The organism is Paenibacillus sp. 01T443, assembly GCF_056398325.1.
Window position 1 is genome coordinate 411,384 of the sequence record NZ_JBFTPE010000001.1, and the last position, 22,525, is coordinate 433,908.

The following is a 22,525-nucleotide window of genomic DNA, read 5'->3' on the forward strand; positions in this document are numbered from 1 at the left end:
TGTACGTTTATTACAGGTGATTTAGACCAAACTATACACCATATGCACCGTATTGGTATGAATTAAGCTACCGAGTTTAATTAATTAAACTCAATTGACGATCGTGAAACATGCACGAAACCGTCAAATTCATATACTTGTTTGTCATGAAGCGCTATTTTATACTTTTACTTGGTTATTGGGATATGGAATGGAATTATGAGGAGTGTTTGCTGTTGTCGATTTATAGTCAAATTTTCAAAATAATGTACCAGCCTATGATTATTCTTTGCCAAAATGAAAGTGAGGTAACAATTGAAGATGCAAATGATGCTTTCCTTCGGTTATCTGGGTATACGCTTAAGGAACTTCAATCGAAGAAGAGCAAATATTTGCTTCAAAAATACCATATAGACAATTCAAAACAGGTGGTAAAAAGTGAGGTTCTCCTGAATACGAAGTTAAAACGTCAAATTTCGGTAAGAATCGACCAACAGCCTTTGCCAAAATGCAGCGATGACAACTCTTGCAGGGCCTATATTATTTTTGAGGATTTGACTCCCTATAAGTGGATCCAACAGCAAGCGGAGAGAAATAAAGTATTGATCAGCGGCATCGTCGACAGTCATCAGCATGTACGTTTTTTGAGAGACAGCTTGGCGCCGCTTCTCTTTGAGCCAGACCGCAAAATGCAAGACGAGACGCTGCTCCAATTTTTAGATACGACCGAACACGTCAAAATCATGAAAATCATTCAAGAGGCCCATCTGTTGAAGAAAGAGCGAAGCGTGCTGTTGAAGACGAGCAAGCTTAGCGGAATTGAGCTTGAGTTGTCCGTCACATTCACCCCTATTATCGATGGATTTGGCGAGGTGCTTGAATTTGCATTCGTTATCTGGGATTTACGCCCGGTAGATGATCAAATTGATGCTTCTATGAAACTTCGTATATGGATGGCCAAACGGGACATTACCGCAGGTCATTTGTCTTCATTAACCGGCATATCCATACAAACGATTTCAAAACTGCGCAACGGCAAAATTTTAAAGCCCCAAAGACTCACAGCAGAGCTGATCGCTTCGGAGCTTCAAGTTGACGTTCAAGAAATTTGGTCAGAAGTAAGAAAATAAGATTACCGAATGAAAGAAGTGAGCTCATCTGTATAGAACAGATGCAGCTCGTGCATCGCTCTTGTACATGCTGTATAGAACAGCTTTCTCTCGCTTTCTCGCCCGTAATGCTCATTGTTAGCATTACTAATTACGACAGCGTCGAATTCGACACCTTTCGCCAAATAAGTCGGTATTACGATAATGCCTTTTTCGAACGTTACCGTTTCTTTTTCGACAAGTCGGAGCTTAGGTACATGGACCTGCAAGGACGCATGAATACGATGGCTCTCTTCAGCTGTTTTACAAATAACCGCTATCGATTGATAGCCTGCCTCAACTAATTTATGGATTCTATCCTGAATCCCTGCGATAAGCCGGCCGTCGTCTTCCGCTTTGGTAACCGTTGGCTCAGCACCATCCCGGTTGAAGGGCTCGATCAGCTCTCCGCCTTCAATCATCCGGCTTGTGAACGAAACAATCGGCCTAGTCGAACGGTAACTTCGCGCTAAAATGATCTTCTCTGTCTCTTCCTCACTGAACAACTCTGTTAAAGGCTCAAATCCGTTGCCTGATACGGCGTGAGCGAAAATCGATTGATTCAGGTCACCGAGAACGGTCATTTTGCAGTTTGGAAAAATCCGCTTCAAATAGTGATATTGGAACGGTGAATAATCCTGTGCCTCGTCAATGAAAAGATGCTTAACCAACGTATTCGTATGAAAGCCCTCCAGCTTTTCCTTCAAATATAAATACGGCGTGGCATCCTCATAAAAAATTTCACCGCTGTTAAGCTTCGCAAGCGTCTGTCCACTAATTTCCGCCCAATTTTCCGGAAGCTCTTGCTGTTTTATCCATGATTGTTGCAGCATTGATGAGCCTTGATCAAATAAACGCTTATATATCATCGGCACATCCAAAAACAACAAACGTTTCACCCGTCTGCGCAGCTTTTTGAATTTCTCCTGCACGACCATCGCGGCCAAATAATCACGTTCCGCATCAAAATCATCAAATGAGTTGCCCGCGAATCGGTTTTTCCGCTGCAATTCCTCAAAGGCTTTCGCATAGGCCTCCTGATCGAGCAGCTCAATCTCCTCTTGCACCCAATCCTGCTCTCGCTCCTCGCGGCTCAGACTCGTGAGCTCCTTGAGCATCCACTCCGCCGTAAGACGCATACGGTTGCCGATTGACATCATGCGGTCCAATTTATAAAACTGTTCAGCGATTGAAGTATCGCTAATTAATGTTCTGCCTTTAAAGATAACCGCTTTAAAGGAAAGCCCGGCTTGACCAAGCTCAACCGCATAACTATCGATTAAATGCATAAAGGAAACACCTGATTTATAAGTAATCCCGGCGACTCTTGCTTCGTAACCCTCATCGTTATGCGCTGCCAATGTATATTCCATTTGTGAAAAAGGATCTTCCAGCGAAAATGTTTTGCCCAATCTGTGCTCTAAATATTGCTGATAGGTCGTTTGCTGCATATTCTGCTCGCCAAGTTCGGGCAATACAGTTGCCACGTAACTGTTGAACATCGGATTCGGTGAGAATAGGACGATTTGATCCGCCTGAAGTATACCCCTATAGCGGTAGAGCAGATAGGCTACGCGTTGCAGGGCAGCAGATGTTTTCCCGCTTCCAGCGGCTCCCTGCACGATAAGCAGCCTCGCACGTTCGTTACGAATAATACGATTTTGTTCGCGCTGTATAGTAGCCACGATGCTTTTCATTTGTGCATCGGACTGCTTTCCGAGAACCTCTTGCAGCAGCTCATCCCCGATGGTCACGCCCGTATCAAACATACTTCGAATTTGAGCATCACGAATGATAAATTGGCGTTTGAGTGACATTTCGCCTTTTATCGTACCGCTTGGCGTTTCATATTGAACCGGACCTGGCCCATAATCGTAATAAAGGCTGGAAACGGGAGCACGCCAATCATAAATGAGATACTCATAGCCGCTTTCATCAAGCAGCGAGCCAACGCCCAAATAAATAGGCTCTGAATTTTGCTGGCCTTGCTCGCTGATGTCGATTCGTCCAAAATAGGGGGAATGCTCCAGCTTCAATAAGGTTTTTAGCTGTTCCTCGATATGCCGATGGCTTCTTTCACGCTCCGACAGTACCTCTGCCTGCTGTTTCATGCTCGCATGCGATTCCGCCGACTCGGCGGCATCTTCAAAATTCAGCGTAACATCATCCCAGAAATTGCGACGTATATCGACAATATCCCCATGCATGCCGCTAACCTGCCCACGGAATTCCTCTATTCTTGTTCGAATGATCTCGGTTACGCTATCTACGCGCTGCTGCTCTATCTTTAGTTGATCATTAAGATTAGTCATTGTACCACTCCTTAACTCATTAGTAAGGCTTCTGAAATAATAAATGTACCGAATTAAAACGGCATCATCCATTTTACCATCTTCTGCTGATCAATGAAAACGTCGACGAAAAGTTATTGCCGAGGTTATTAGAAGCGTTTATAATGACAAAGGCAGAAAATCAAGTCAAAAGACTTGCCATCGGAGCATTCCGCGGTTCGAAAACTCCCGCGTTATCAAAACTAGGAGGTTAACGGCAGTATGTTTAATTTGTGGTTCGGCGCGATCTTTATGCTCGTGCACTTTACCTTGTTCCTTCTTTCCTATCGTTTTTTCGGCCGAGTCGGCATCTATGCCTGGATTGGGATGGCTACCGTGCTTGCCAATATACAAGTTGTCAAAACAATCGATATCCATGCTTTCGGCATGGTCATTGCCATTACGCTTGGCAACACGATGTACGGCACCATATATTTAGCTTCCGACCTTCTAAATGAGAAGTATGGTGAGAAAGCAGCTAAGCAAGCCGTATGGTTCGGTTTTTTCACACTTATCGCTACGACCATTATTATGCAGATGGCTCTCCTTTTTAATCCACTTGCCGAACCATTTCCTTTACAAGTACAAGGGGCTTTGGAGACCATATTCGGACTGATGCCTCGCATCGCCTTAGGAAGCTTATGTGCCTATTTCGTTAGTCAATTTCTTGATGTAAAGATTTATTCGGTATTAAAACGTTTATGTCCTGCACCGAATCAGCTATGGATTCGCAATAATGGCAGCACAGCGGTAAGTCAGCTTGTTGATACATTCATATTTTGCACGATTGCTTTCGCTGGCGCATCCGGCTACGATAGCAAGCTATGGCTTTCTATTTTCTTGTCGACTTATGTCATAAAATTTATTGTATCCCTTTGTTCGACTCCATTCCTATATGCGGCAAGAAGCTTTACTTTCCGCGAAGACAACATCATTTAATGACCCAAAAAGCGGGATTGCCAACTGCCTGGCATCCCGCTTTTTTTCATTCTCTGCTTACTTCATGAATCCGATATCGTCCAGCATCACCTTACCTGGGCCATTCGTAAACCGGAATGTGATCTTTCTAATCTGCTGCGATTCTATTGAAGAAACGTCCGGGATAAACTGCTCTATCGGAACGGTAAAGGTTTGAAATACAGGCTCCGTAGACTCCTTATACTTCTCTTCTTTCATACGCTTCTCAAGCCATGAAATCGTCATAAAAGCCGTGTAGGCAGGCGGAGAAACCGGCATAATATCTGCCAGGGCAAGCTCGCTGCTCTCGCCTCCAGTCATAGTGACCGTTATTTCAATAGCAAGAAGCGGTGGCAGTTCCGTCTCGTCTTCCTCATATAAATCCAAAGCAGCTTTATCTTCATCAGCCGATATCAGATCGCGTTCTAGGTTAGCAAGCGAGAACACAAGCTTGCTTTCGATCAGATCCGAAGCTTTCAAGCTTGTACTTGGCGATAGCTCCAATGCGTATTCCGCTCCCGGTTTCTCCCATTCCAATTCGATTCCTTTCGTGCCTTTAATCTTTCCATCCCTGTCTTCGGCCGAAGTAATTTCCCACTCCGACATCCCTGAAACGCCAGCCTTGCCACCGTCCTTAAGGACAGTTTTTCGTTTGCCGTCATCAAAGCGCGCAATCTCAGTAAACTCCGATGCTTCAAACCGATTCGTATATACTGTTTTCGGAAGCCAGTCTAACCCTAAACGATAATCTTCGAAAAGCAGCCGAAAGCCTTCTTGTCCGAGCAGCGTTTCCTGCAGAAAAGCGGACACATACACTTTTGAAATTTGCCGCTGCTCATCTGCCTTTAACAGTTCCTTGCGATTTAGAAATAATCCACCAGGCGGACGTTCATCCATCCGTCCCCACTCCGAATTAAACTGACTGTGGTTTGCATCCGCAATATAGAGCGCTGCTTTAAACTTATTCGATTGCCCGGCAAAAGTAGTCCGGCTGTACTGGCGGTCACCGTAAAAATTGTTTACATCCGCGTCCCTAGCCCCTTGAAGCGTTAAATAGTTTACATCGGATAACCGTGCCGACTTATCGTCTACTTGTTTATCCGTTGGCGCAATGGCGACCACCGACTCGATCAGAATGCCGCTTAAGCTGTCTAAGGTTTGATCTTCTTTGAACCAACGATCAGCATCCGCTGCCATTGCTACAGCTTGCCCTCCGCGCGAATGGCCAATCAAAGCAACCCGCTCTAAGTCCACGTGTCCAGAAAAGAAATTTCCTTCTTCTTTGTTGAACTGCTTAATTTGCTGTAAATGCTTGAGCAGCAGCCATGCCCGCACCTTCATATCGTTATTCGGTATACCAGACCAAACGGAATAATTCAAAAAATTCTCGTCAACCGAGACTGTGATAATGCCTTTACTCGCCAGTAATTCCCCGATATATCCATAACCGCCGTCTGAGAAATCTTCCATCAGATGGTTGCCATGGACAATTAACGCAAGCGGGAACGGCCCTTCGCCTTCAGGCATCCACACGCGGCCGTTTAAAGGCAATACATGCTCATCAAATCCCCAAAACTTCGTTTTCAAATTTGACCATTTGCTGATATATGCCGACGCATCGACCGCTGTCGATGGAATGCCGACCTTATCTCCGAAAATCGCTCTGTGCTTATCATTCCCGCTTCCATATGATAAGGTCTGATAAGCTAGTCCCCCCGGTTCAGACGGGTTTAGCAAGTCAAGCTTGGCGCCGGTACCCTCCATTGAAATTGGCTGTGTAACCTCTCTATGGGGCACAGCAGAGGGTCCCGGCCAGTCAAGCCCAACATAAGCCGCTGCCGCCGCAAAAGCAAAAATGAGTCCAAACGCGGCTTTGCTCAGTGGCTTTATTTTCATTCTCAAGAGATAACCCATTAAAACGCCTGCTAACATACCCGTAAATGTAAAAGCTAGGGAAATCACGACCGACATGATGATGCCGAACTCGGCATAATACAGGATCAAATACGTCTCGACCGAGGCGAATGTCCACGCGGCCAGAAGCCTGCGGGGTAAGGGCAAATACAGCATGCTGTAAAGGAATGACAGCAGCTTAGCTGACGCGATCATTGCAATAATGTTCAACGTTAGAAAAACAAAAACATCAATTCCTGTTCCAAATCCGGTAGGCATTCCCAAAACAGCTGCCAGCATTGCTAGCGATGCGAATACTGCCAGGCTTCCTGAAGCGACGCGTGCCACAAACTGATCGCGTGCGTTTCGAATAGCATATCGGCCGGTTAACCATGCCTTGAATTTTTTCCATCTGTTTGGAACGATCGGCTGTGGCTGTGGCTGCGGCTGTTCCGATTCCAGTATCTCTAATTCCATAAAGTACCCTTAACCGATAACCAGTTTCTTCCATCCCGCTTCTTGATTTCAACAGGCACCGAGAAAAAGTCACTCATGAGTTCGGATGTTAATACATCGGTAGTATCATTAGCCGCAAATACTTGCCCTTCTTTAATTAGCAGCGTCTTAGTAAAGCAAGGCAATATTTCCTCTACATGATGGGTAACATATATAATCGTTGGCGCATGCTTCTCATTTGCCACTGCAGCAATCATTTGTAGCAACTGCTCACGCGAAAAAACATCTAAGCCTGTACACGGCTCGTCCAAAATAAGCAGCTTAGGCGAAGCCATCAGAGCTCGCGCAATTAGTACGCGCTGCCGTTCTCCTTGCGAAAGCGTATCATACGTACGATTTATTAATGCGGTACAGCCAAGCGATCTCATTAATTCTTCGGCTCGTTCATTATCCTCCGCGTCCGTCTGGTCATACAATCCGATCGTTGCGAATTTACCGCTTAGCACAATTTTTATTGCTGTCTCGCTGCCGTAAAGCTTTTGCTGGAGGGACGTGCTTACCCAGCCGATCATTTTACGAAGCTCACGCAAATCGAACTCTCCAAACGGATTGCCAAGCACCGACATCCTTCCGTCGGTCGGCCATATGTAACCATTAATCATATTCAATAGGGTCGTTTTCCCAGAGCCGTTAAGCCCCAGCAGGCACCAATGCTCTCCGTCCTTCAGCTGCCAATTAATATTTCTTAAAATGTATTTGTCGCTTCGATACCATGATACATTTTGAATATCTATAATCATCGTTAGCTCTCCCATCAGTTGACAAATGCTCATTCTATAAATTTGACTTGGGTTATAATATCGCCCATTATTATAATACAGCGATTCCAAACGAGTCGGAACCGTCCTATCTCAAACGACACCTATACATATTTGTTATATCAGGAGTGAACTTGCATATGAAAACCAATCAATTAAAGCAATGGGCTCATTTTTTTCTTACTTATAAATTTGCGCTTGATGCCGTTGAAACAAAGCTTAATATTTTGAATGAAGAATTTCAATTTATTCATGATTACAATCCAATCGAGCATATGAAGACCCGAATTAAAGCGCCGGAAAGCGTTATGCAGAAGCTGCAGCGCAAAGGCCTGGATATTACGCTTGAGGATGCAAAAGAGCATATACGCGATATAGCGGGCGTTCGAGTCATTTGCTCCTTTTCCACGGACATTTATCAAATCGTTGACATGATCAGCAAGCAAAGTGACGTTCGGGTCGTAGAGCTTAAGGATTACGTAATCAATCCGAAACCTAACGGCTATCAAAGCATTCATTTGCTCATCGAAATCCCTGTTTTTCTCACGGATAGAACAGAAAATGTACTTGTAGAAATCCAAATCCGCACCATTGCCATGGATTTTTGGGCTAGTCTGGAGCACAAGATCTATTATAAATTCAATGAGCAGATTCCGCCACATATTCAGGAACAGCTGAAAGGCTCTGCAGACATGATCCATTTGCTTGATCGTCAAATGCTGGCATTAAACGTCGAGGTGCAGAAGCACCGCGAGCAGGCATTAAAATAAAAAGAAGCTCCCCCCCCGTTATTGCGGAGAGGAGCTTCTTCTTTTTTCTTTAGGTTATTGCATAATAAAAGGGCACAATGATTAAGTTTAAAGCTAATGCTATAAGTCCGATCGCCATAGACCAACCGCCGAGCCCTCGCGCGCCTTGTCGGTAAGCCATGAAGCCAAGCACAGTCGCTGTAGCTCCAATTAATACCGGCCAAATAAACCATGACGCAATCGCAAATACAAGGGCTACCCAGCCAAGCGCGAAACCGCCAGACCTCGTGTCTGATCGTTCCGATTTTTCCACATACCGGTCTTCTCTCCGCTCCGTATGCACAACTGGACCGCTGACCGCAAAATCAGCTGCCATTTCTTCATTAACATCAAGCAAGCGATCCGTCCCCATAACTGGATGGCTTGTGGGTGCTGACCGATCTCGTTCATCCAACAATTTTTTATAATCGTCTTCATAATTTCCCATCGATCATCACTCCTTCGGTTTAAAGGTCAGGCAGCATGTTGCTTTCGATTGTTCCGCGTGATCCTGATGATACAAACCAAGGTCATCGCCGGCGAACTCTTCATTGAAATGGGCACCTGCATGCTGATCGATTTCAATATTGATCGCGCTCGCCCCGCAGTTGTTGCCTTCCTTCCAGAAGCTACAGTTAGCTACACTACATGACACGCCTTTCGGCATAAAAAAATCACCTCCACTATCAAGTTTCCCTGAGTGGAGGTGATTCATTCTGCCTTATTTTTGTCCTTGCATGCGGCGCTGGGTCATGTAATCATTTTCGTAATAAGACAATTCGTCACGCAGTTCTTCAAATATCTTGGATACGCTAAGTACGATACCTCGTGAATCACGGTTCGGTTTGAAGCGGAAACGAATGGCATCCTGACCTGTATAGGCATAACGGCCATCCTCGGAATAACATTCGTTCTTCGGATAGAAAAACGCGCTTACGCATTGGTGGTAAACCTCATACAGCACGCGTTCCGCATAATCTGTATCGAAATTGGGCCGTCTGAGCAATACCCCCAGCTTTTCAACCGAGACTTCAGAAAACACCAATAAATGTCTCAAATCGGATAAAAGGCCTTTGTAAAACGCTTGGGCTTCTTCTCCATTATCCTCTCCGGTTAATTGGAGCAAAGCATTGTTATTCAGAAACGGTTCAAGCTGGTTAACCGCATCCTTTAGCTTTGTACGGGTTGATTCAGTTAGCGCTTTGACGTTAGCAGTTGGCATATAGGTAGTTCCCCTTTCATAATCCAAACACGCGTAAAAACTACAATCATTATTATGGTACCACAAATTACATTGAAGTGGTACTGGCGATTCACGGTTTCCTTCGCATATTTTCTGCTCTGAAATCCGAACCTATATATTAGACTTTGCTCTAATCTAGAACGATCAATGGAGGTTTCCTGCATGCGAAGAAAATGGATTGGCGCCTTTACAATTTTAGCCCTGGCAGCTCTGCTTATACCTACCACCCCTTTATTCGCTCCGAAAGAAGTCAAAAACGTTCCGAAAGCATCAAGCTTCACCGCAAAGCGGGAGCATACGCTAAAAATGGCAGCTGTTCAATCGGATATTAAAGCAACCGCTATGCTTTGCGCGTCGGAATGCTCTAAAGATTTTCAAAAACTAATGAATGCGAGCATGGGCTCGAAGGAAGAAGCAGGCCAACAAATCAAGCATATGATGCACGAACATATGCACATGAGCTACATCAGCTGGATTTCGGGAAACCGAAGTGTAGACCAAGGCAAGCTGCCTGAAACTGAAAATAAACAAGCTGAAAATTATGTGAAGGATGCAAAAGCCCAAGTGGGCAAAGGAGCCAAATTTGAATCTCCTGCTTTTACCGCAAAGGACGGAAGCCGTTATATGGTACTCGGTGTTCCTAATTCCAAGCATGCCGGCATTGGTGTAGTCGGTGTCATTAAGCAGGATATTTTAAAATCTGTTGAACAACATCAAATGCGCAACCTTCGATTAATCCCTTATCCCGCTGAAGGTAATTACAAGATTGAATCGGTATTGCCGAATTCAACGATTGATACAACCGTTCGTCGTGGCGAAGACAACGGTAATGCAAGCCATTATCATGTTCGTGACGTCGTCGTACATTTCATGAAGCCGTTATTGGCTTCTGAGCTTGAACGTGTAAAACGAGACATCAATGCGGAATCGATGAAGCAAGTCGGAGATACATTTATCTTCCGTTCGAGAAATTTGGAGACCGATCAACTCGTTAAGTATTTCAAGCAAACTTGGAATACGGAATATACAGAGCCTCATTACCTGTATTTGACAAATGAAACACCCGCTTCCATTAAGCCGAACGACGCACTATACTCGGAATATCAATGGAATTTGCCTAATATTGAAACAGAGAAAGGCTGGAGTACCTCCAAAGGCAATGATAAGGTAATCATTGCTGTCCTTGACACGGGTGTGCAAAGCAATCATCCCGATTTGAAGGGTAAACTTATTACGGGGACGAATATCGTTGATGAGGAAGCTGAACCGGATGATGACGTTGGCCATGGTACACATGTATCAGGGATCATTGGCGCCACAGTCAACAATAGTGAAGGCGTAGCTGGACTTTCTTGGTATAACAAAATCATGCCTATCAAAGTGCTCGACAGCAGCGGAGCAGGCTCAACCTATTCCGTCGCGCAAGGCATTATTTGGGCGACCGATCACGGAGCTAAGGTCATTAACATGAGCTTAGGCAACTATGCGCAAGCAGATTTTCTACATGACGCCATCAAATATGCTTACGAGCATGATGTCGTCATGATCGCGGCAAGCGGCAACGATAATACAGATCGCCCTGGCTATCCAGCTGCGTACCCAGAAGTATTTGCAGTCGCAGCTACAAACAGCAATCATGAAAAAGCATCCTTTTCAAACTATGGCGACTATATTGATGTCGCGGCCCCTGGAGACAGTATCGCCAGCACCTACCCTGGCAGCCAATATGCCGCATTGTCTGGTACATCCATGGCAAGCCCGCATGTCGCTGCTTTAGCAGGCTTAATCCGCTCTGTCAATCCTGAGCTCTCTAACGTCGAAGTAATGGAGCTGATGAGAAAATCGGCAGTCGACTTGGGTGCAGAAGGCAAGGATGATAATTTCGGATACGGTGAGATCGATGTCGATAAAGCGCTGAAGGCCGCATCTAAATTTGGCGGCACTTTGCAAACTTATCCAGATCAAGTAAAGAGAAGATTGGACCGCATTGTTTCCAAATATGAGAAGTAAACTTATTTAAATACAATAAAGCACCCATCGCAAGCGATGGGTGCTCTTTGTTTGTGTATAGTCGTGCGGAAAGTTTGTCTTAAGCCGGGTTCTGTACTTCTGGTGGTCCAAACGGGAACGACCCTCCCACGATGAAGCGACAATCATCTATCTAGGCCGCACATTGCTGTACGGCTCCAGCAACCAACCCGGACGCGCCTCAGGCTAAGGCTGCAGCTTAGGGGCTGCGGCGTCCTCTCGGTCTTGCTCCAGATGGGGTTTACCAGGAACGTAGTCACCTATGCTCCTCGTGGTCTCTTACACCACGGTTCCACCCTTACCTGTGCCGGCTAAAAGCCGGCCATCGGCGGTCCATTTCTGTGGCACTATCCTTCAGCTCGCGCTGACTGGACGTTATCCAGCATCCTGCCTTGTGGAGCCCGGACTTTCCTCTCGCGGCAACAAGGCCGCCAGCGATTGTCTGTCAAACTTTCCGTGGCATCGTTAAGTATACAAGTATTTTCGTAAAAGCTCAACCCTGAAACAAATTCCAACACTTATATTCTTTAATACTCGTCAAATATGCAGGTAAAGCGACCACCTGTTATACAAAAGTAAACGGTTCGGTATTCAGCGAAGAAGCAACTGCCTTCGTTTCAGACTTACTGCCAGCAAGCTGTTTATTCAACCATTCAGCAACCTTATTCTTCATGACCTTTTCAATGTTATGTCCAGGGTCAATGATCGTCATCCCGGCTGCAAGGGCATCATGCGCTGTATGGTAATCAATATCGCCTGTAACAAGCACATCCGCTCCAGCAAATATCGCATGCCGCACATATCTTGCGCCAGAGCCGCCGAGTACAGCCGCTTTGCGTATGACACGATCAAGTGGCCCAACTACCCGAACAGCAGGAACTTCGAAAATATTTTTTGCTTGCTCCGCCAGCTCGCCTAATGTGATTGGCTGCTCCAACTTGCCTGTTCTCCCTAATCCAAAAGAGCGTCCCTTTAGATCTATTGCGTATAAATCGTAGGCAACCTCTTCATAAGGATGCGCCTTCAGCATGGCTTGCACCGCTTTACGATGAACGCTGTGAGGCACGATCGTTTCAATACGTATTTCTGCCGCATGCTCAAGCTTGCCCTCTGCTCCAATATAGGGATTCGTTCCGGGTCCCGGAACGAAAGTACCCGTACCTTTTATGTTAAAGCTGCAATTGCTGTAGCTGCCGATTTCTCCGGCACCCGCACGCCAAATAGCCTCTAACACTTGCTCATGATGACTCTCAGGCACAAACACGACCAGCTTGTACAGCTTATCGGTATGAACCTCTTCTAAACACTGACGGCCTTCTGGCAAGATCCCGACAAGATCAGCAAGCCAATCATTAATCCCGCCGTCAGCAACGTCAAGATTTGTATGTGAAATATATACCGCGATATCATTTTTAATAAGCTTCTCGTATAAGCGACCGGCAGCGGTCGAGGTATCCAGCTTTGCCAGCGGACGATAGATGATGGCATGATGAGCAATAATGAGCTCTGCGCCTACTTCTATTGCTTCATTTACAACGGCATCGGTAACATCTAATGCTACTAGAATCTTATGGATCGGTTTATTCAATGTGCCCAGCTGCAGGCCAATTTTGTCATTCTCCACCGCATAATGTTTTGGAGCAAGCTGTTCCATTAGCTGGACTACGGTTTGTCCGTTCGCAAACATTGTAAAACCTCCTTAATCACATGCATCTCCGCAAGAAATTGTTCGCGCTTAACTGCCGATTCAGCAAGATCTGATCCTGCAAGCGATTCGCAAATTCGCTCCAGCTTATTCAGTTCATGACGCCACTTTTTGAATAGCGCAGGCTGCGGATCACGAAGAAGATACGGCCCCATCTGTATTAGAACCTTAAACAACAAATCTGTCTCAAGATTAAGTGCTAAGAAATGGCCATCATAAAGCTCGCTGTTGCGTGATACGGCATCATCTGAGCGCACTGCATGCAGCACCTCATAAATTTTCCCGTCCTCTTCCAGGATGCTTTCAGCTTTTAAAAACCAATGATGCTTGAGCAGCCATTGACGTACCACTTCTTCGCCTACATTAGGCTGCAGCACGAGCTCAGTGACCCCTTCCAGCTTTCCGGCTATAAACCCTGCCTCTAGAATGTCACTCATCAAGCTGCCGCCCATACCGGCAATTGTGACCGTATCAGCTTCACCTGGCATTAAAACATTCAATCCATCACCTTGTCGTACCGTCAATCGTGAGGTAAGACCTGCATCTGCACTCTGTTTCTTTGCCGCCTCAAAGGGACCTCTGTTTAATTCACCGGCAATAGCCGAAGGGCATCGATTACTTTGTAGTAAATACACCGGAAGCATCGCATGATCGGATCCAATGTCCGCCACACGCGCCCCCATTGATACGTAATCCGCAATTTTCTGCAGACGTTTTGAAAGTTTTAGCATTATACTACCCACACCATCCATTGTTTTCGCATTGCGAATAATAATCCGCCGCCAATTGCTATTTTGACGATTAGCTGCAGCTGCAGCCAAATGGCCCCATCTACGATCATGACCGAATACAGCTCAGGCATGAACCACACCAACGCGCAAGTTACGAAAAGCACAGCGGACGCTGGCTTTGACCAGCGATGAACAAACCAGCTCCCCCAACCGAACAAGCACGCAATAGGCAGCCAGTAAAGCTGTATTTCATACCATTTTGAATCGACCATAAATTGTGACAGCAGCCACGCATAAACAAGAATAGCTGCAAGCCAGCCGCTAAAGTGCAAAGCGGGTATGCGAGCTGCTATTCCGTATACAATCCAAAAGAGCGAGCAAAACGCAAGTAATCCCGTTTTCCAGCCCCATTGGTCAAGACCGTGAACGTTTAACATGTAAAGTCCCCCTCCTAAAAGAAGGAGCATGCCAGTGCTTGTAATAGCTAATCCAGCTGCCTCGTTTCGACTCCGAAGACGCTGCCCGATACGTAAAAAAACTGCCGTCCCAAGGGCAACGACGGCCATTTGCAATAACGGATGAAATTCGTTAAAATAAAGCACAACAAAGGAAATTAAGGTAAAAGTTCCAAATGTAAGAAACCATTGCAAACCCGTTGCCCTTTGAACAGCAGCAATCGCCTTTCCAACTGTATTTTGCTGTTGTTTGCTTTCATGGACCGTATCTTGATCAGCGTATAAATTCATTAGAAAGTCACAGTACTGATCCGGCAGCAGCTTGCTTCGCCGCCAATGATCAATTTCTTTCACGATAATTTGCCGACGATCCTGATTCATAAAATCTCGCTATCCTTTCGGGTTCGGCCTGCCGCTTGCAAGTCCTTATGTATGAGGCTCATTTTTAAGAAAAAAGACCTCGCTGCACGAGCAGAAAGGTCGATAATCATAAAGTTTTTTATTCGAGAAAATCCTTCAACCGTTTGCTCCGGCTAGGGTGACGAAGCTTGCGAAGTGCCTTAGCTTCAATTTGACGAATACGCTCACGCGTAACACCAAATACCTTGCCGACCTCTTCAAGTGTTCTTGTACGTCCGTCATCAAGTCCGAAACGAAGACGCAGTACGTTTTCTTCTCTTTCGGTCAGCGTGTCGAGTACATCCTCAAGTTGTTCCTTAAGCAGCTCATACGCAGCGGCATCAGCAGGTGCCAGCGCTTCTTGATCTTCGATGAAATCGCCGAGATGAGAATCATCTTCTTCCCCGATCGGAGTTTCCAGCGATACCGGCTCTTGGGCAATTTTCATGATCTCACGAACTTTTTCCGTGCTTAGCTCCATTTCTGCAGCAATTTCCTCCGGTGTCGGTTCGCGTCCAAGCTCTTGAAGCAATTGACGGGATACGCGAATCAGCTTGTTGATTGTTTCCACCATATGAACAGGAATACGAATCGTCCGAGCTTGGTCAGCAATGGCGCGGGTAATCGCTTGGCGAATCCACCATGTCGCATAAGTACTGAACTTAAAGCCCTTCTGATGGTCAAACTTCTCAACCGCTTTAATCAGGCCCATATTCCCTTCTTGAATTAAATCCAGGAATAACATTCCTCTGCCGACATAGCGCTTCGCGATACTAACTACGAGCCGTAAATTAGCTTCCGCCAATCTCCGTTTTGCTTCTTCGTCGCCGTTCTCTATTCGTTGCGCTAGCTCAACCTCATCATCCGCTGAAAGAAGCGGAACTCGGCCTATTTCTTTTAAATACATCCGTACAGGATCATTAATCTTGATACCTGGCGGCAATGCAAGATCATCATCGAAATTAAAGTCATCCTGCTCGCGCTCTTGCTCTTCCCCTTGGGCAGCGAGTGGATTCTCTTCATCGTTTTCGTTCAGTACCTCAATTCCAAAATCATCGAGCTGTTCGAAAAATTCATCAATTTGTTCAGGATCCTGATCGAACGGAGCCAACTTATCCATAATTTCTTTATACGTCAAAGAAGACCTCTTCTTGCCTTGTTCGATCAATTGATCCTTCACATGATCCAGTTTTTGTTCGGTATCTAGTTCAGTATGTTGATCATTCGCCATGTTCCGACTCCCTCCCCCCTAGAAACGATCTTCCTGTCGCCCTTTAAGCTGTCTCTCTAGGGTTATAATCTCACTTGCTATTTGTGCTGCTGTCAAAAAATCTCCGGTACGCTCAGCACGCACCATTTCTTCTTTCTTGCGCTCAATATCCCGATACTGCGGAACCTTGATAATGTCTTGAATATAAGCGTCCATCGTCGTATCGTCGAACGGGAAGTCACCGTCCATCATCAGAATCGATGCAGCTGCGCGTTCTAATCGGTCGTCATGCAGCGTTGCAATAAAACGGCTGACATCCGGATCATAGCCTTGAGCAAAATAAGCGTATAAATAAGCAGCAAGAGCTGCGTGATCCTCTACATTAAACGCATCACCCAAACGTTCATGAACCGCTTGTGCCACTTCCCGATCCCGCATCATAACATGCAACAACCTTCGTTMTGCATGCGTGTAAGCGGGCATAAGAGTAGGCGGTCCAGACTTTCGGGGCTTTTCATTCCTACCATTATTCCACGAATTGTCGTTATTATCCCCTTGCGGTTTCTTTTTTTGCAGCTCCTGTCTAATTTGATGACAGTCCTGCTTTAAGGCGTCAAGAGAGATTTCAAACTCACGGGAAATTTCCTTTAAGTAGACCTCGCGTTCCGTTGACGAATCAAGCTCTGCAACAATTTGTACCGCTTCAAGCAGATAGTTCTTTCTACCTTCTTCTTTTAGCAGTATATGGTTTTTCCTTGAATATATAAGCTTAAATTTTGTTACGGACACCGGCTGGTCCATCGTCTCCCGCAAGAAAGCCTCCGGTCCGTATTCGCTTATATAATCATCGGGATCCTTACCTTTCGGAAGCATCGCCACCGATACTCGCAAGCCTGCGCCCTCGAGCATAGGAATTGATTTGAACGCTGCTGCTTGTCCCGCATCATCACCGTCATAACAGACGATGACCTCTTCGGCTTGGCGCTTCAGAATGGCGCAATGTTCATCGGTTAAAGCCGTTCCCATCGTAGCTATTCCATTTTTTACGCCAGCGCTCCATGATTTGATGACATCCATGTAGCCTTCAAACAAAACGACCTGCTTGCTCTTTCGGATAGCTGGCCGTGCATAATGCAAGTTGTAAAGTGTTCTGCTTTTCGTAAAAAGCATCGTTTCTGAGGTATTCAAGTATTTCGGCTGTCCTTCACCTATAATGCGACCCGCAAACGCGGTAGCTTTGCCGTCTCGATCCCAAATCGGAAACATGATGCGATTACGAAACCGATCCACATACCCACTCCCGTCAGCCTTTGCCGAAAGCAGCCCGCCTTTTTCCATTAGTGCCAGATCGAATCCCCGGTTCGTTAAAAAACGAGCAAGCAAGTCCCATTCCTCTGGCGCATAACCAATCATAAAATGATCGATTAGCTTATCGCTGAGTCCACGCTCCCGCAAATATTGCTTTGCAGCCTGACCTTGCTTCGTATTATTGAGCACATGATGATAAAGCTTAATCGTAAGCTCATGCGCTTCAATGATTTTGGCACGGTCAGCATCATGCGGCGTGGATTTATTACCCTCAGCCGAGGCCCAAGTAACGGGCATACCTGCATCGAGGGCCAGCACGCGAACGGCTTCAGGAAACGAATAGCCTTCCATTTCCTCGAAAAAACGAATGACGTTTCCGCCTTTCCCGCAGCCATAGCAATGGTAAATTTGGAGCTCCGGCGTTACTGTAAACGAGGGAGTCTTCTCCGAATGGAACGGACATAACCCCTTCATATATTTGCCGTGCTTCGTGAGATGAACATATTTCCCGACCGTCTCTACGATGTCATAATGCTTGCGGACAGCATCAATGACCTCTTCCGGTATTTTATTACCGTATGTCATCGTTCATCACCTTCATCCTAGTAACACGTAAATAATATTCGCTATACGTCATGGTTCTCCTGCTCATTTCGCAAAACTTTTGTCAACTTTTGTTGAAAACGATCACGATCGTCATTATTCATCGCTTTCGGCCCTCTTGTTTTGCCTCCGGTGCGGCGACGTTTCGCAAGCTCATGTCTCCGCTCCATCAAATAATCAATGTTATCGTCCGTGTACTGCTCTCCCCTTGGAGACAGGACGATTGCGCCTTTGCCAATTGCTATGCATGCCAATCCGAAATCCTGCGTAACAACAATATCTCCGCGTGATATATGGTTCACGATATACAGATCGACGGATTGATTGCTCCGGTCGACCTGTACAATATCTACGCCTGGCTGTGGCTCTAATCTATGGTCATGAGAAGCAACCATAAGAACACGAACCGAGTATTGTCTAGCTGTTTCGCCTATTTCAGTTTTTACCGGACATGCATCAGCGTCGACTACAATAGTAGGTTTCTCAATCCGAATAGAAGATCACCGCTCGATTTCAAATTCTTGTCCTATATTATTATATACGGCATAACTGTAAAAAATCCTTCCCCTTGCTTTATGGCATACGTACATATTCCATAATTAAGCTTGCCGTTTCTTCAACTGCCCGGTGCGATACGTCAATGACAACGCATCCGAGCTGTTTCATAATGTTATCGGCATAGAGAAGTTCTTTTTCAATACGGTCCGGCGTGGCATAGGATGCATTATTAGGTAATCCAAGCGCTTTGAGGCGTTCCTTCCGAATGGTATTCAAATAAGGAACCCCAATCGTAAGTCCAATTACTTTGCGCTTAGGAAGCTTAAACAATTCTTCAGGCGGCTTTAATTCCGGAACAAGCGGCACATTCGCGACTTTAAACTTTTGATGGGCAAGATACATGGACAACGGGGTCTTCGACGTACGCGATACCCCTACCAATACAATATCTGCCTTTAATACCCCTGAAGTATCTCTTGCGTCATCATACTTAACCGCGAATTCGACTGCTTCCACTTTGCGGAAATAATCCGCATCAAGAACATGATTAAGTCCAGGCTCTTGACGGGATTGTCGACCTGTCCGCATTTCAAGCGTTTCTATAAATGACCCCAAAAGATCGATGGCGGCGACGTTATGGGTCTCGGCAAGCTTTTTCATGCTGTCACGGAGATGCGGTATGACTAACGTATAGATCACGATGGCATCGGCTTGCTTTGCCTGCAAAATAATTCGCTGCAAGCCTGCTTCCTCTGTAATAAACGGAGCTCTGCGAATATCTGTATGGAGCGGATGAAATTGCGCAATGGCTGCTCGAACAACAAGCTCACCCGTATCACCAGCTGCATCGGATACGACATAGACGATTACTTCCGGATTTAAACGAGACATCTTCCATCATCCTCCTGACTTCTTTTACTACCAAACTAGCTTAGAGAAATCGGCAACAACGGCAATATCCTCCGCGATACCAGCAAGCGTTGACAAACGGTTCGCGCGTACTGCCTCATCGGGTGCCATGACCATGACATTTTCAAAATAAGTATGAATATACGGCTTCAAGGATGACAATGAATGAACCGCTTTTGAAACATCTCCCGCATCAATCGCCTCTTTGAATACAGGACGCTGCTGCAGCCATTTTTCATACAGCTCGTTTTCTACCTGTTCGCTAAACAAAGCGGCATCCACCGTTGTTGCAGCCGCTTTGGAGCCTAGGTTGCTCACGCGGTTGAACTGTTCCACCGTTTGTTTGAACGCAGCGCGGTCCTCGCCCCCAGCTAGAGTCTGAACGACGTTAGCTCGCTCGATCGTCGACTTCAAATCCGTGAAGCCTGACGCCATAACCGCATCAACGACATCGTAACGAACGCCTTGCTCAGACAACACGTTCTTGACTCGAAGCGCAAAGAAATCCGAAAGATCCTTGCGAATATCTGTTGCTGCACGCTTCAAACCGCGGCTCTCATGTACAGACAAGGAAGCATCATACAAATCATTTAGTTCCAACTTTAAGCCGTGTGCCAAAATGATTTGAACGATCCCGGCTGCTTGTCTCCGAAGCGCATACGGATCCTGTGAACCTGTTGGAATAATTCCGATGGAGAAGCAGCCTACAATCGTATCGATCTTGTCAGCTAAGCTTACGATCGCTCCTGTTAATTCAGACGGAGCCAGATCGCCGGCAAAACGAGGCTGGTAATGTTCATTAATGGCTTTCGCCACCGATTCGCGCTCTCCTGCTTTTAGGGCATAATCTTCACCCATGATACCTTGAAGCTCAGGGAACTCATAAACCATTTGCGATACGAGATCGAATTTACAAATATCCGCAGAGCGGCTGATATCTTGGGATTGCTGCTCATCGATTTGCAAATGCTTGCTTAATAGATCAGCTGTCGCGCGGATTCTTCTTACCTTGTCGGCAACTGAGCCTATTTCTTCGTGATATACGATATTCTCAAGCTTGGAAAGAGCATGCTCAATCGTCAGCTTATGATCTTCTTCATAGAAAAATTTCGCATCTGAAAGTCTCGCGCGCAGCACCTTTTCATTACCCTTGGCTACTAGGTCAATCGACTTTAGATCGCCGTTGCGGACGGTAACGAAAAACGGCTGAAGCTGTCCCTCACCGTTGAATACAGGAAAGTATCTTTGATGCTCACGCATAGATGTGATGAGCACCTCTTGCGGGATATGAAGAAATGCCGGGTCGAAACCGCCAAATAGCACATTAGGATATTCGACTAGGAACAAGACCTCTTCCAGCAAATCCTCCTTAATTGCAATCTCCCAGCCCTTTTCCTTCGCAAGCTGATTTATTTGAGCAACAATCAGCTCCTCGCGTTCACTCACATCTGCAATGACATTCTGCTCGCGCAAGCGCTCCACGTATTGAGCTGGCTCTTGTACAGTCGTATTCTCTCCGAGAAAGCGATGTCCGCGGGATACGTTGCCGGTCTGTACGCCCGTTATTTCAAATGGAATGACATCTTGGCCGAATAACGCGACAAGCCAACGGATCGGTCTTACGAAACGAAGCTCATGGCTTCCCCAACGCATATTCTTAGGGAAAGACATCGACGTAATCAACGCAAGCAAACCTTCAGGAAGAACCACCGCGGTCTCTGCGCCCACGCTGCTTTTATTCGCATAAACATACTCTACGCCGGCGAGCTCTTGAAAATAAAGCTGCTCCGGTTCTACGCCCTGGCTCCGGGCAAATCCGAGTGCCGCTTTGCTCCAGTTTCCTTGGTCATCCTGGGCAATTTTTCGTGAAGGCCCTTTTGCTTCCTCATTCATATCAGACTGCTTCTCAGCTACATCTTGAATAAGGACTGCAATCCGGCGAGGTGTCGCATACACCTTTACAGCACCATGTTCGATGCGTGAATCCGACAGCCATTTTACCGTTTTATCCTTAAGCTGATTCATAGCACCGCGTACAAATCGAGCAGGAACTTCCTCTAGTCCAATCTCAAGCAACAAATCTCTAGTCATGCTGCTTCACTCCTTTCTTCAGCAACGGGAAACCTAAACGTTCTCTTTCCTCGTAATAGGTTGAGGCGCAGGCACGCGCCAAATTTCTCACCCTTGTAATGTATCCTGTTCTTTCCGTTACGCTAATCGCTCCGCGAGCATCGAGCAGGTTAAAGGTGTGTGAGCATTTCAGCACATAATCGTACGCTGGGAATACGAGATGATGCTCCATTGTTTTTTTCGCTTCTTCCTCGTACATGTTGAACAAGGAAAATAACATCGCCGTGTCCGATGTCTCAAACGTATATTTGGAATGCTCATATTCTGGCTGCTTGAAAACATCACCGTACGTTACGCCCTCTACCCATTCCAAATCAAACACGTTTTCTTTTTCTTGAATATAAGAAGCAAGTCGTTCCATACCATAAGTGATCTCTACGGCAACAGGATTAGCATCAATGCCGCCAACCTGCTGGAAATACGTGAATTGTGTGATCTCCATGCCATCCAGCCATACTTCCCAGCCAAGGCCCCAAGCGCCTAGCGTCGGTGATTCCCAGTTATCCTCAACAAAACGAATATCATGGTCATTCGCATCAATTCCKAGCTGTTTCAAGCTTTCCAGGTAAAGCTCTTGTATGTTGTCTGGCGAAGGCTTCAAAATAACCTGAAATTGGTGATGCTGGTATAGGCGATTCGGATTTTCACCGTAACGGCCATCGGCTGGACGACGGGATGGCTCCACGTAAGCTACATTCCAAGGCTCAGGCCCAATTGAACGCAAGAATGTCATCGGGTTCATCGTTCCTGCACCCTTCTCCACATCATAAGGCTGTACTAGAATACAATTTTGTTCAGCCCAGAATTGCTGCAGTGTTAAAATCATTTTCTGAAAATTCATTACTGACCCTCTCCTTCTTCTTCTGTATTCTGTCCTTTTGGGACATTTTCGCAAGTTCGGCAAAGGCGATGATACGCAAAAAACTCCCGTCTCTAC

19 protein-coding genes and 1 other RNA gene are annotated in these 22,525 nt (G+C 46.0%); 4 read left to right on the forward strand and 16 right to left on the reverse strand.

The window, feature by feature from the left end; genetic code table 11:
- Positions 1-215: 215 nt before the first annotated feature.
- Entirely contained in the window at positions 216-1,109 is an 894-nt protein-coding gene (locus AC1DLI_RS02025) for a helix-turn-helix domain-containing protein (protein WP_477599142.1), read from the forward strand.
- Between the two features lie 2 nt (positions 1,110-1,111).
- On the opposite strand, the gene helD is transcribed toward AC1DLI_RS02025, so the two are convergent.
- Complete coding sequence (gene helD, locus AC1DLI_RS02030) at positions 1,112-3,439, reverse strand: RNA polymerase recycling motor HelD (protein ID WP_477599144.1); 2,328 nt, start codon at positions 3,437-3,439, stop codon at positions 1,112-1,114.
- Positions 3,440-3,679: 240 nt separating this feature from the next.
- Between helD and AC1DLI_RS02035 the strand changes: the two genes are divergently transcribed.
- The gene (locus AC1DLI_RS02035) at positions 3,680-4,396 is read left to right on the forward strand and encodes a queuosine precursor transporter (RefSeq protein ID WP_477599146.1); all 717 of its coding nucleotides are present in this window, start codon (positions 3,680-3,682) and stop codon (positions 4,394-4,396) included.
- Between the two features lie 57 nt (positions 4,397-4,453).
- On the opposite strand, the gene AC1DLI_RS02040 is transcribed toward AC1DLI_RS02035, so the two are convergent.
- Together AC1DLI_RS02040 and AC1DLI_RS02045 are read right to left on the reverse strand one after the other, a co-directional pair.
- A complete protein-coding gene (locus AC1DLI_RS02040; protein ID WP_477599148.1) occupies positions 4,454-6,784 on the reverse strand; it encodes an alpha/beta hydrolase family protein in 2,331 nt (776 codons plus the stop codon).
- Positions 6,775-7,563 carry an ABC transporter ATP-binding protein gene (locus AC1DLI_RS02045; protein WP_477599150.1) on the reverse strand — a complete coding sequence of 263 codons (789 nt, stop codon included), beginning with the start codon at positions 7,561-7,563 and terminating at the stop codon, positions 6,775-6,777. Before AC1DLI_RS02045 ends, AC1DLI_RS02040 begins: the two co-directional genes overlap by 10 nt.
- A 158-nt stretch (positions 7,564-7,721) precedes the next feature.
- Here AC1DLI_RS02045 and AC1DLI_RS02050 point away from each other — a divergent pair, with 158 nt between their 5' ends.
- The gene (locus AC1DLI_RS02050) at positions 7,722-8,351 is read left to right on the forward strand and encodes a GTP pyrophosphokinase (protein WP_053376798.1); all 630 of its coding nucleotides are present in this window, start codon (positions 7,722-7,724) and stop codon (positions 8,349-8,351) included.
- Between the two features lie 49 nt (positions 8,352-8,400).
- On the opposite strand, the gene AC1DLI_RS02055 is transcribed toward AC1DLI_RS02050, so the two are convergent.
- The 3 genes from AC1DLI_RS02055 to AC1DLI_RS02065 are packed head-to-tail and all read right to left on the reverse strand — an operon-like array spanning position 8,401 to position 9,591.
- Positions 8,401-8,817 (reverse strand): DUF4190 domain-containing protein, encoded by a 417-nt coding sequence (locus AC1DLI_RS02055; RefSeq protein ID WP_308997830.1) that lies wholly within the window; start codon positions 8,815-8,817, stop codon positions 8,401-8,403.
- 6 nt (positions 8,818-8,823) lie between these two features.
- Entirely contained in the window at positions 8,824-9,036 is a 213-nt protein-coding gene (locus AC1DLI_RS02060; protein WP_308997831.1) for a DUF1540 domain-containing protein, read from the reverse strand.
- A 54-nt stretch (positions 9,037-9,090) separates the two neighbouring features.
- On the reverse strand, positions 9,091-9,591 hold the full coding sequence (locus AC1DLI_RS02065) for a YpuI family protein (protein WP_477599153.1): 501 nt from the start codon (positions 9,589-9,591) through the stop codon (positions 9,091-9,093).
- 183 nt (positions 9,592-9,774) lie between these two features.
- On the opposite strand from AC1DLI_RS02065, the gene AC1DLI_RS02070 reads away from it, so the two are divergent.
- Positions 9,775-11,622 carry a S8 family peptidase gene (locus AC1DLI_RS02070; RefSeq protein ID WP_477599155.1) on the forward strand — a complete coding sequence of 616 codons (1,848 nt, stop codon included), beginning with the start codon at positions 9,775-9,777 and terminating at the stop codon, positions 11,620-11,622.
- 65 nt (positions 11,623-11,687) lie between these two features.
- Here AC1DLI_RS02070 and rnpB read toward each other — a convergent pair.
- From rnpB to glyQ, 10 genes are all read right to left on the reverse strand, one after another.
- Positions 11,688-12,094, reverse strand: an RNA gene (gene rnpB / locus AC1DLI_RS02075) — RNase P RNA component class A.
- Positions 12,095-12,205: 111 nt separating this feature from the next.
- Entirely contained in the window at positions 12,206-13,327 is a 1,122-nt protein-coding gene (locus AC1DLI_RS02080; protein ID WP_477599157.1) for a Nif3-like dinuclear metal center hexameric protein, read from the reverse strand.
- Complete coding sequence (locus AC1DLI_RS02085) at positions 13,303-14,076, reverse strand: tRNA (adenine(22)-N(1))-methyltransferase (protein WP_477599159.1); 774 nt, start codon at positions 14,074-14,076, stop codon at positions 13,303-13,305. Before AC1DLI_RS02085 ends, AC1DLI_RS02080 begins: the two co-directional genes overlap by 25 nt.
- Positions 14,076-14,912, reverse strand: a complete 837-nt coding sequence (locus tag AC1DLI_RS02090) for a hypothetical protein (protein WP_477599161.1) — start codon at positions 14,910-14,912, stop codon at positions 14,076-14,078. Before AC1DLI_RS02090 ends, AC1DLI_RS02085 begins: the two co-directional genes overlap by 1 nt.
- Before the next feature lie 118 nt (positions 14,913-15,030).
- Complete coding sequence (gene rpoD / locus AC1DLI_RS02095) at positions 15,031-16,161, reverse strand: RNA polymerase sigma factor RpoD (RefSeq protein WP_053376806.1); 1,131 nt, start codon at positions 16,159-16,161, stop codon at positions 15,031-15,033.
- Positions 16,162-16,179: 18 nt separating this feature from the next.
- Complete coding sequence (gene dnaG / locus AC1DLI_RS02100) at positions 16,180-18,033, reverse strand: DNA primase (RefSeq protein ID WP_477599163.1); 1,854 nt, start codon at positions 18,031-18,033, stop codon at positions 16,180-16,182.
- Between the two features lie 41 nt (positions 18,034-18,074).
- Positions 18,075-18,539 carry a YaiI/YqxD family protein gene (locus AC1DLI_RS02105; RefSeq protein ID WP_477599365.1) on the reverse strand — a complete coding sequence of 155 codons (465 nt, stop codon included), beginning with the start codon at positions 18,537-18,539 and terminating at the stop codon, positions 18,075-18,077.
- Positions 18,540-18,624: 85 nt separating this feature from the next.
- Positions 18,625-19,440 carry a pyruvate, water dikinase regulatory protein gene (locus tag AC1DLI_RS02110; RefSeq protein WP_477599165.1) on the reverse strand — a complete coding sequence of 272 codons (816 nt, stop codon included), beginning with the start codon at positions 19,438-19,440 and terminating at the stop codon, positions 18,625-18,627.
- 27 nt (positions 19,441-19,467) lie between these two features.
- Positions 19,468-21,549 (reverse strand): glycine--tRNA ligase subunit beta, encoded by a 2,082-nt coding sequence (gene glyS / locus AC1DLI_RS02115; protein ID WP_477599167.1) that lies wholly within the window; start codon positions 21,547-21,549, stop codon positions 19,468-19,470.
- Complete coding sequence (gene glyQ / locus AC1DLI_RS02120) at positions 21,542-22,429, reverse strand: glycine--tRNA ligase subunit alpha (RefSeq protein ID WP_477599169.1); 888 nt, start codon at positions 22,427-22,429, stop codon at positions 21,542-21,544. The genes glyS and glyQ overlap by 8 nt, the downstream gene beginning before the upstream one ends.
- Positions 22,430-22,525 lie beyond the last annotated feature (96 nt).

Excerpts from the sequence above, each read along its gene's own strand:
- glyS (WP_477599167.1), bottom strand. The coding sequence starts at position 21,549 with ATGACTAGAGATTTGTTGCTTGAGATTGGACTAGAGGAAGTTCCTGCT.
- AC1DLI_RS02110 (WP_477599165.1), bottom strand. The coding sequence starts at position 19,440 with ATGTCTCGTTTAAATCCGGAAGTAATCGTCTATGTCGTATCCGATGCA.
- AC1DLI_RS02080 (WP_477599157.1), bottom strand. The coding sequence starts at position 13,327 with ATGTTTGCGAACGGACAAACCGTAGTCCAGCTAATGGAACAGCTTGCT.
- AC1DLI_RS02085 (WP_477599159.1), bottom strand. The coding sequence starts at position 14,076 with ATGCTAAAACTTTCAAAACGTCTGCAGAAAATTGCGGATTACGTATCA.
- AC1DLI_RS02055 (WP_308997830.1), bottom strand. The coding sequence starts at position 8,817 with ATGGGAAATTATGAAGACGATTATAAAAAATTGTTGGATGAACGAGAT.
- AC1DLI_RS02050 (WP_053376798.1), top strand. The coding sequence starts at position 7,722 with ATGAAAACCAATCAATTAAAGCAATGGGCTCATTTTTTTCTTACTTAT.
- AC1DLI_RS02090 (WP_477599161.1), bottom strand. The coding sequence starts at position 14,912 with ATGAATCAGGATCGTCGGCAAATTATCGTGAAAGAAATTGATCATTGG.
- AC1DLI_RS02040 (WP_477599148.1), bottom strand. The coding sequence starts at position 6,784 with ATGGAATTAGAGATACTGGAATCGGAACAGCCGCAGCCACAGCCACAG.
- rpoD (WP_053376806.1), bottom strand. The coding sequence starts at position 16,161 with ATGGCGAATGATCAACATACTGAACTAGATACCGAACAAAAACTGGAT.
- helD (WP_477599144.1), bottom strand. The coding sequence starts at position 3,439 with ATGACTAATCTTAATGATCAACTAAAGATAGAGCAGCAGCGCGTAGAT.
- AC1DLI_RS02070 (WP_477599155.1), top strand. The coding sequence starts at position 9,775 with ATGCGAAGAAAATGGATTGGCGCCTTTACAATTTTAGCCCTGGCAGCT.
- AC1DLI_RS02060 (WP_308997831.1), bottom strand. The coding sequence starts at position 9,036 with ATGCCGAAAGGCGTGTCATGTAGTGTAGCTAACTGTAGCTTCTGGAAG.
- AC1DLI_RS02045 (WP_477599150.1), bottom strand. The coding sequence starts at position 7,563 with ATGATTATAGATATTCAAAATGTATCATGGTATCGAAGCGACAAATAC.
- AC1DLI_RS02065 (WP_477599153.1), bottom strand. The coding sequence starts at position 9,591 with ATGCCAACTGCTAACGTCAAAGCGCTAACTGAATCAACCCGTACAAAG.
- AC1DLI_RS02035 (WP_477599146.1), top strand. The coding sequence starts at position 3,680 with ATGTTTAATTTGTGGTTCGGCGCGATCTTTATGCTCGTGCACTTTACC.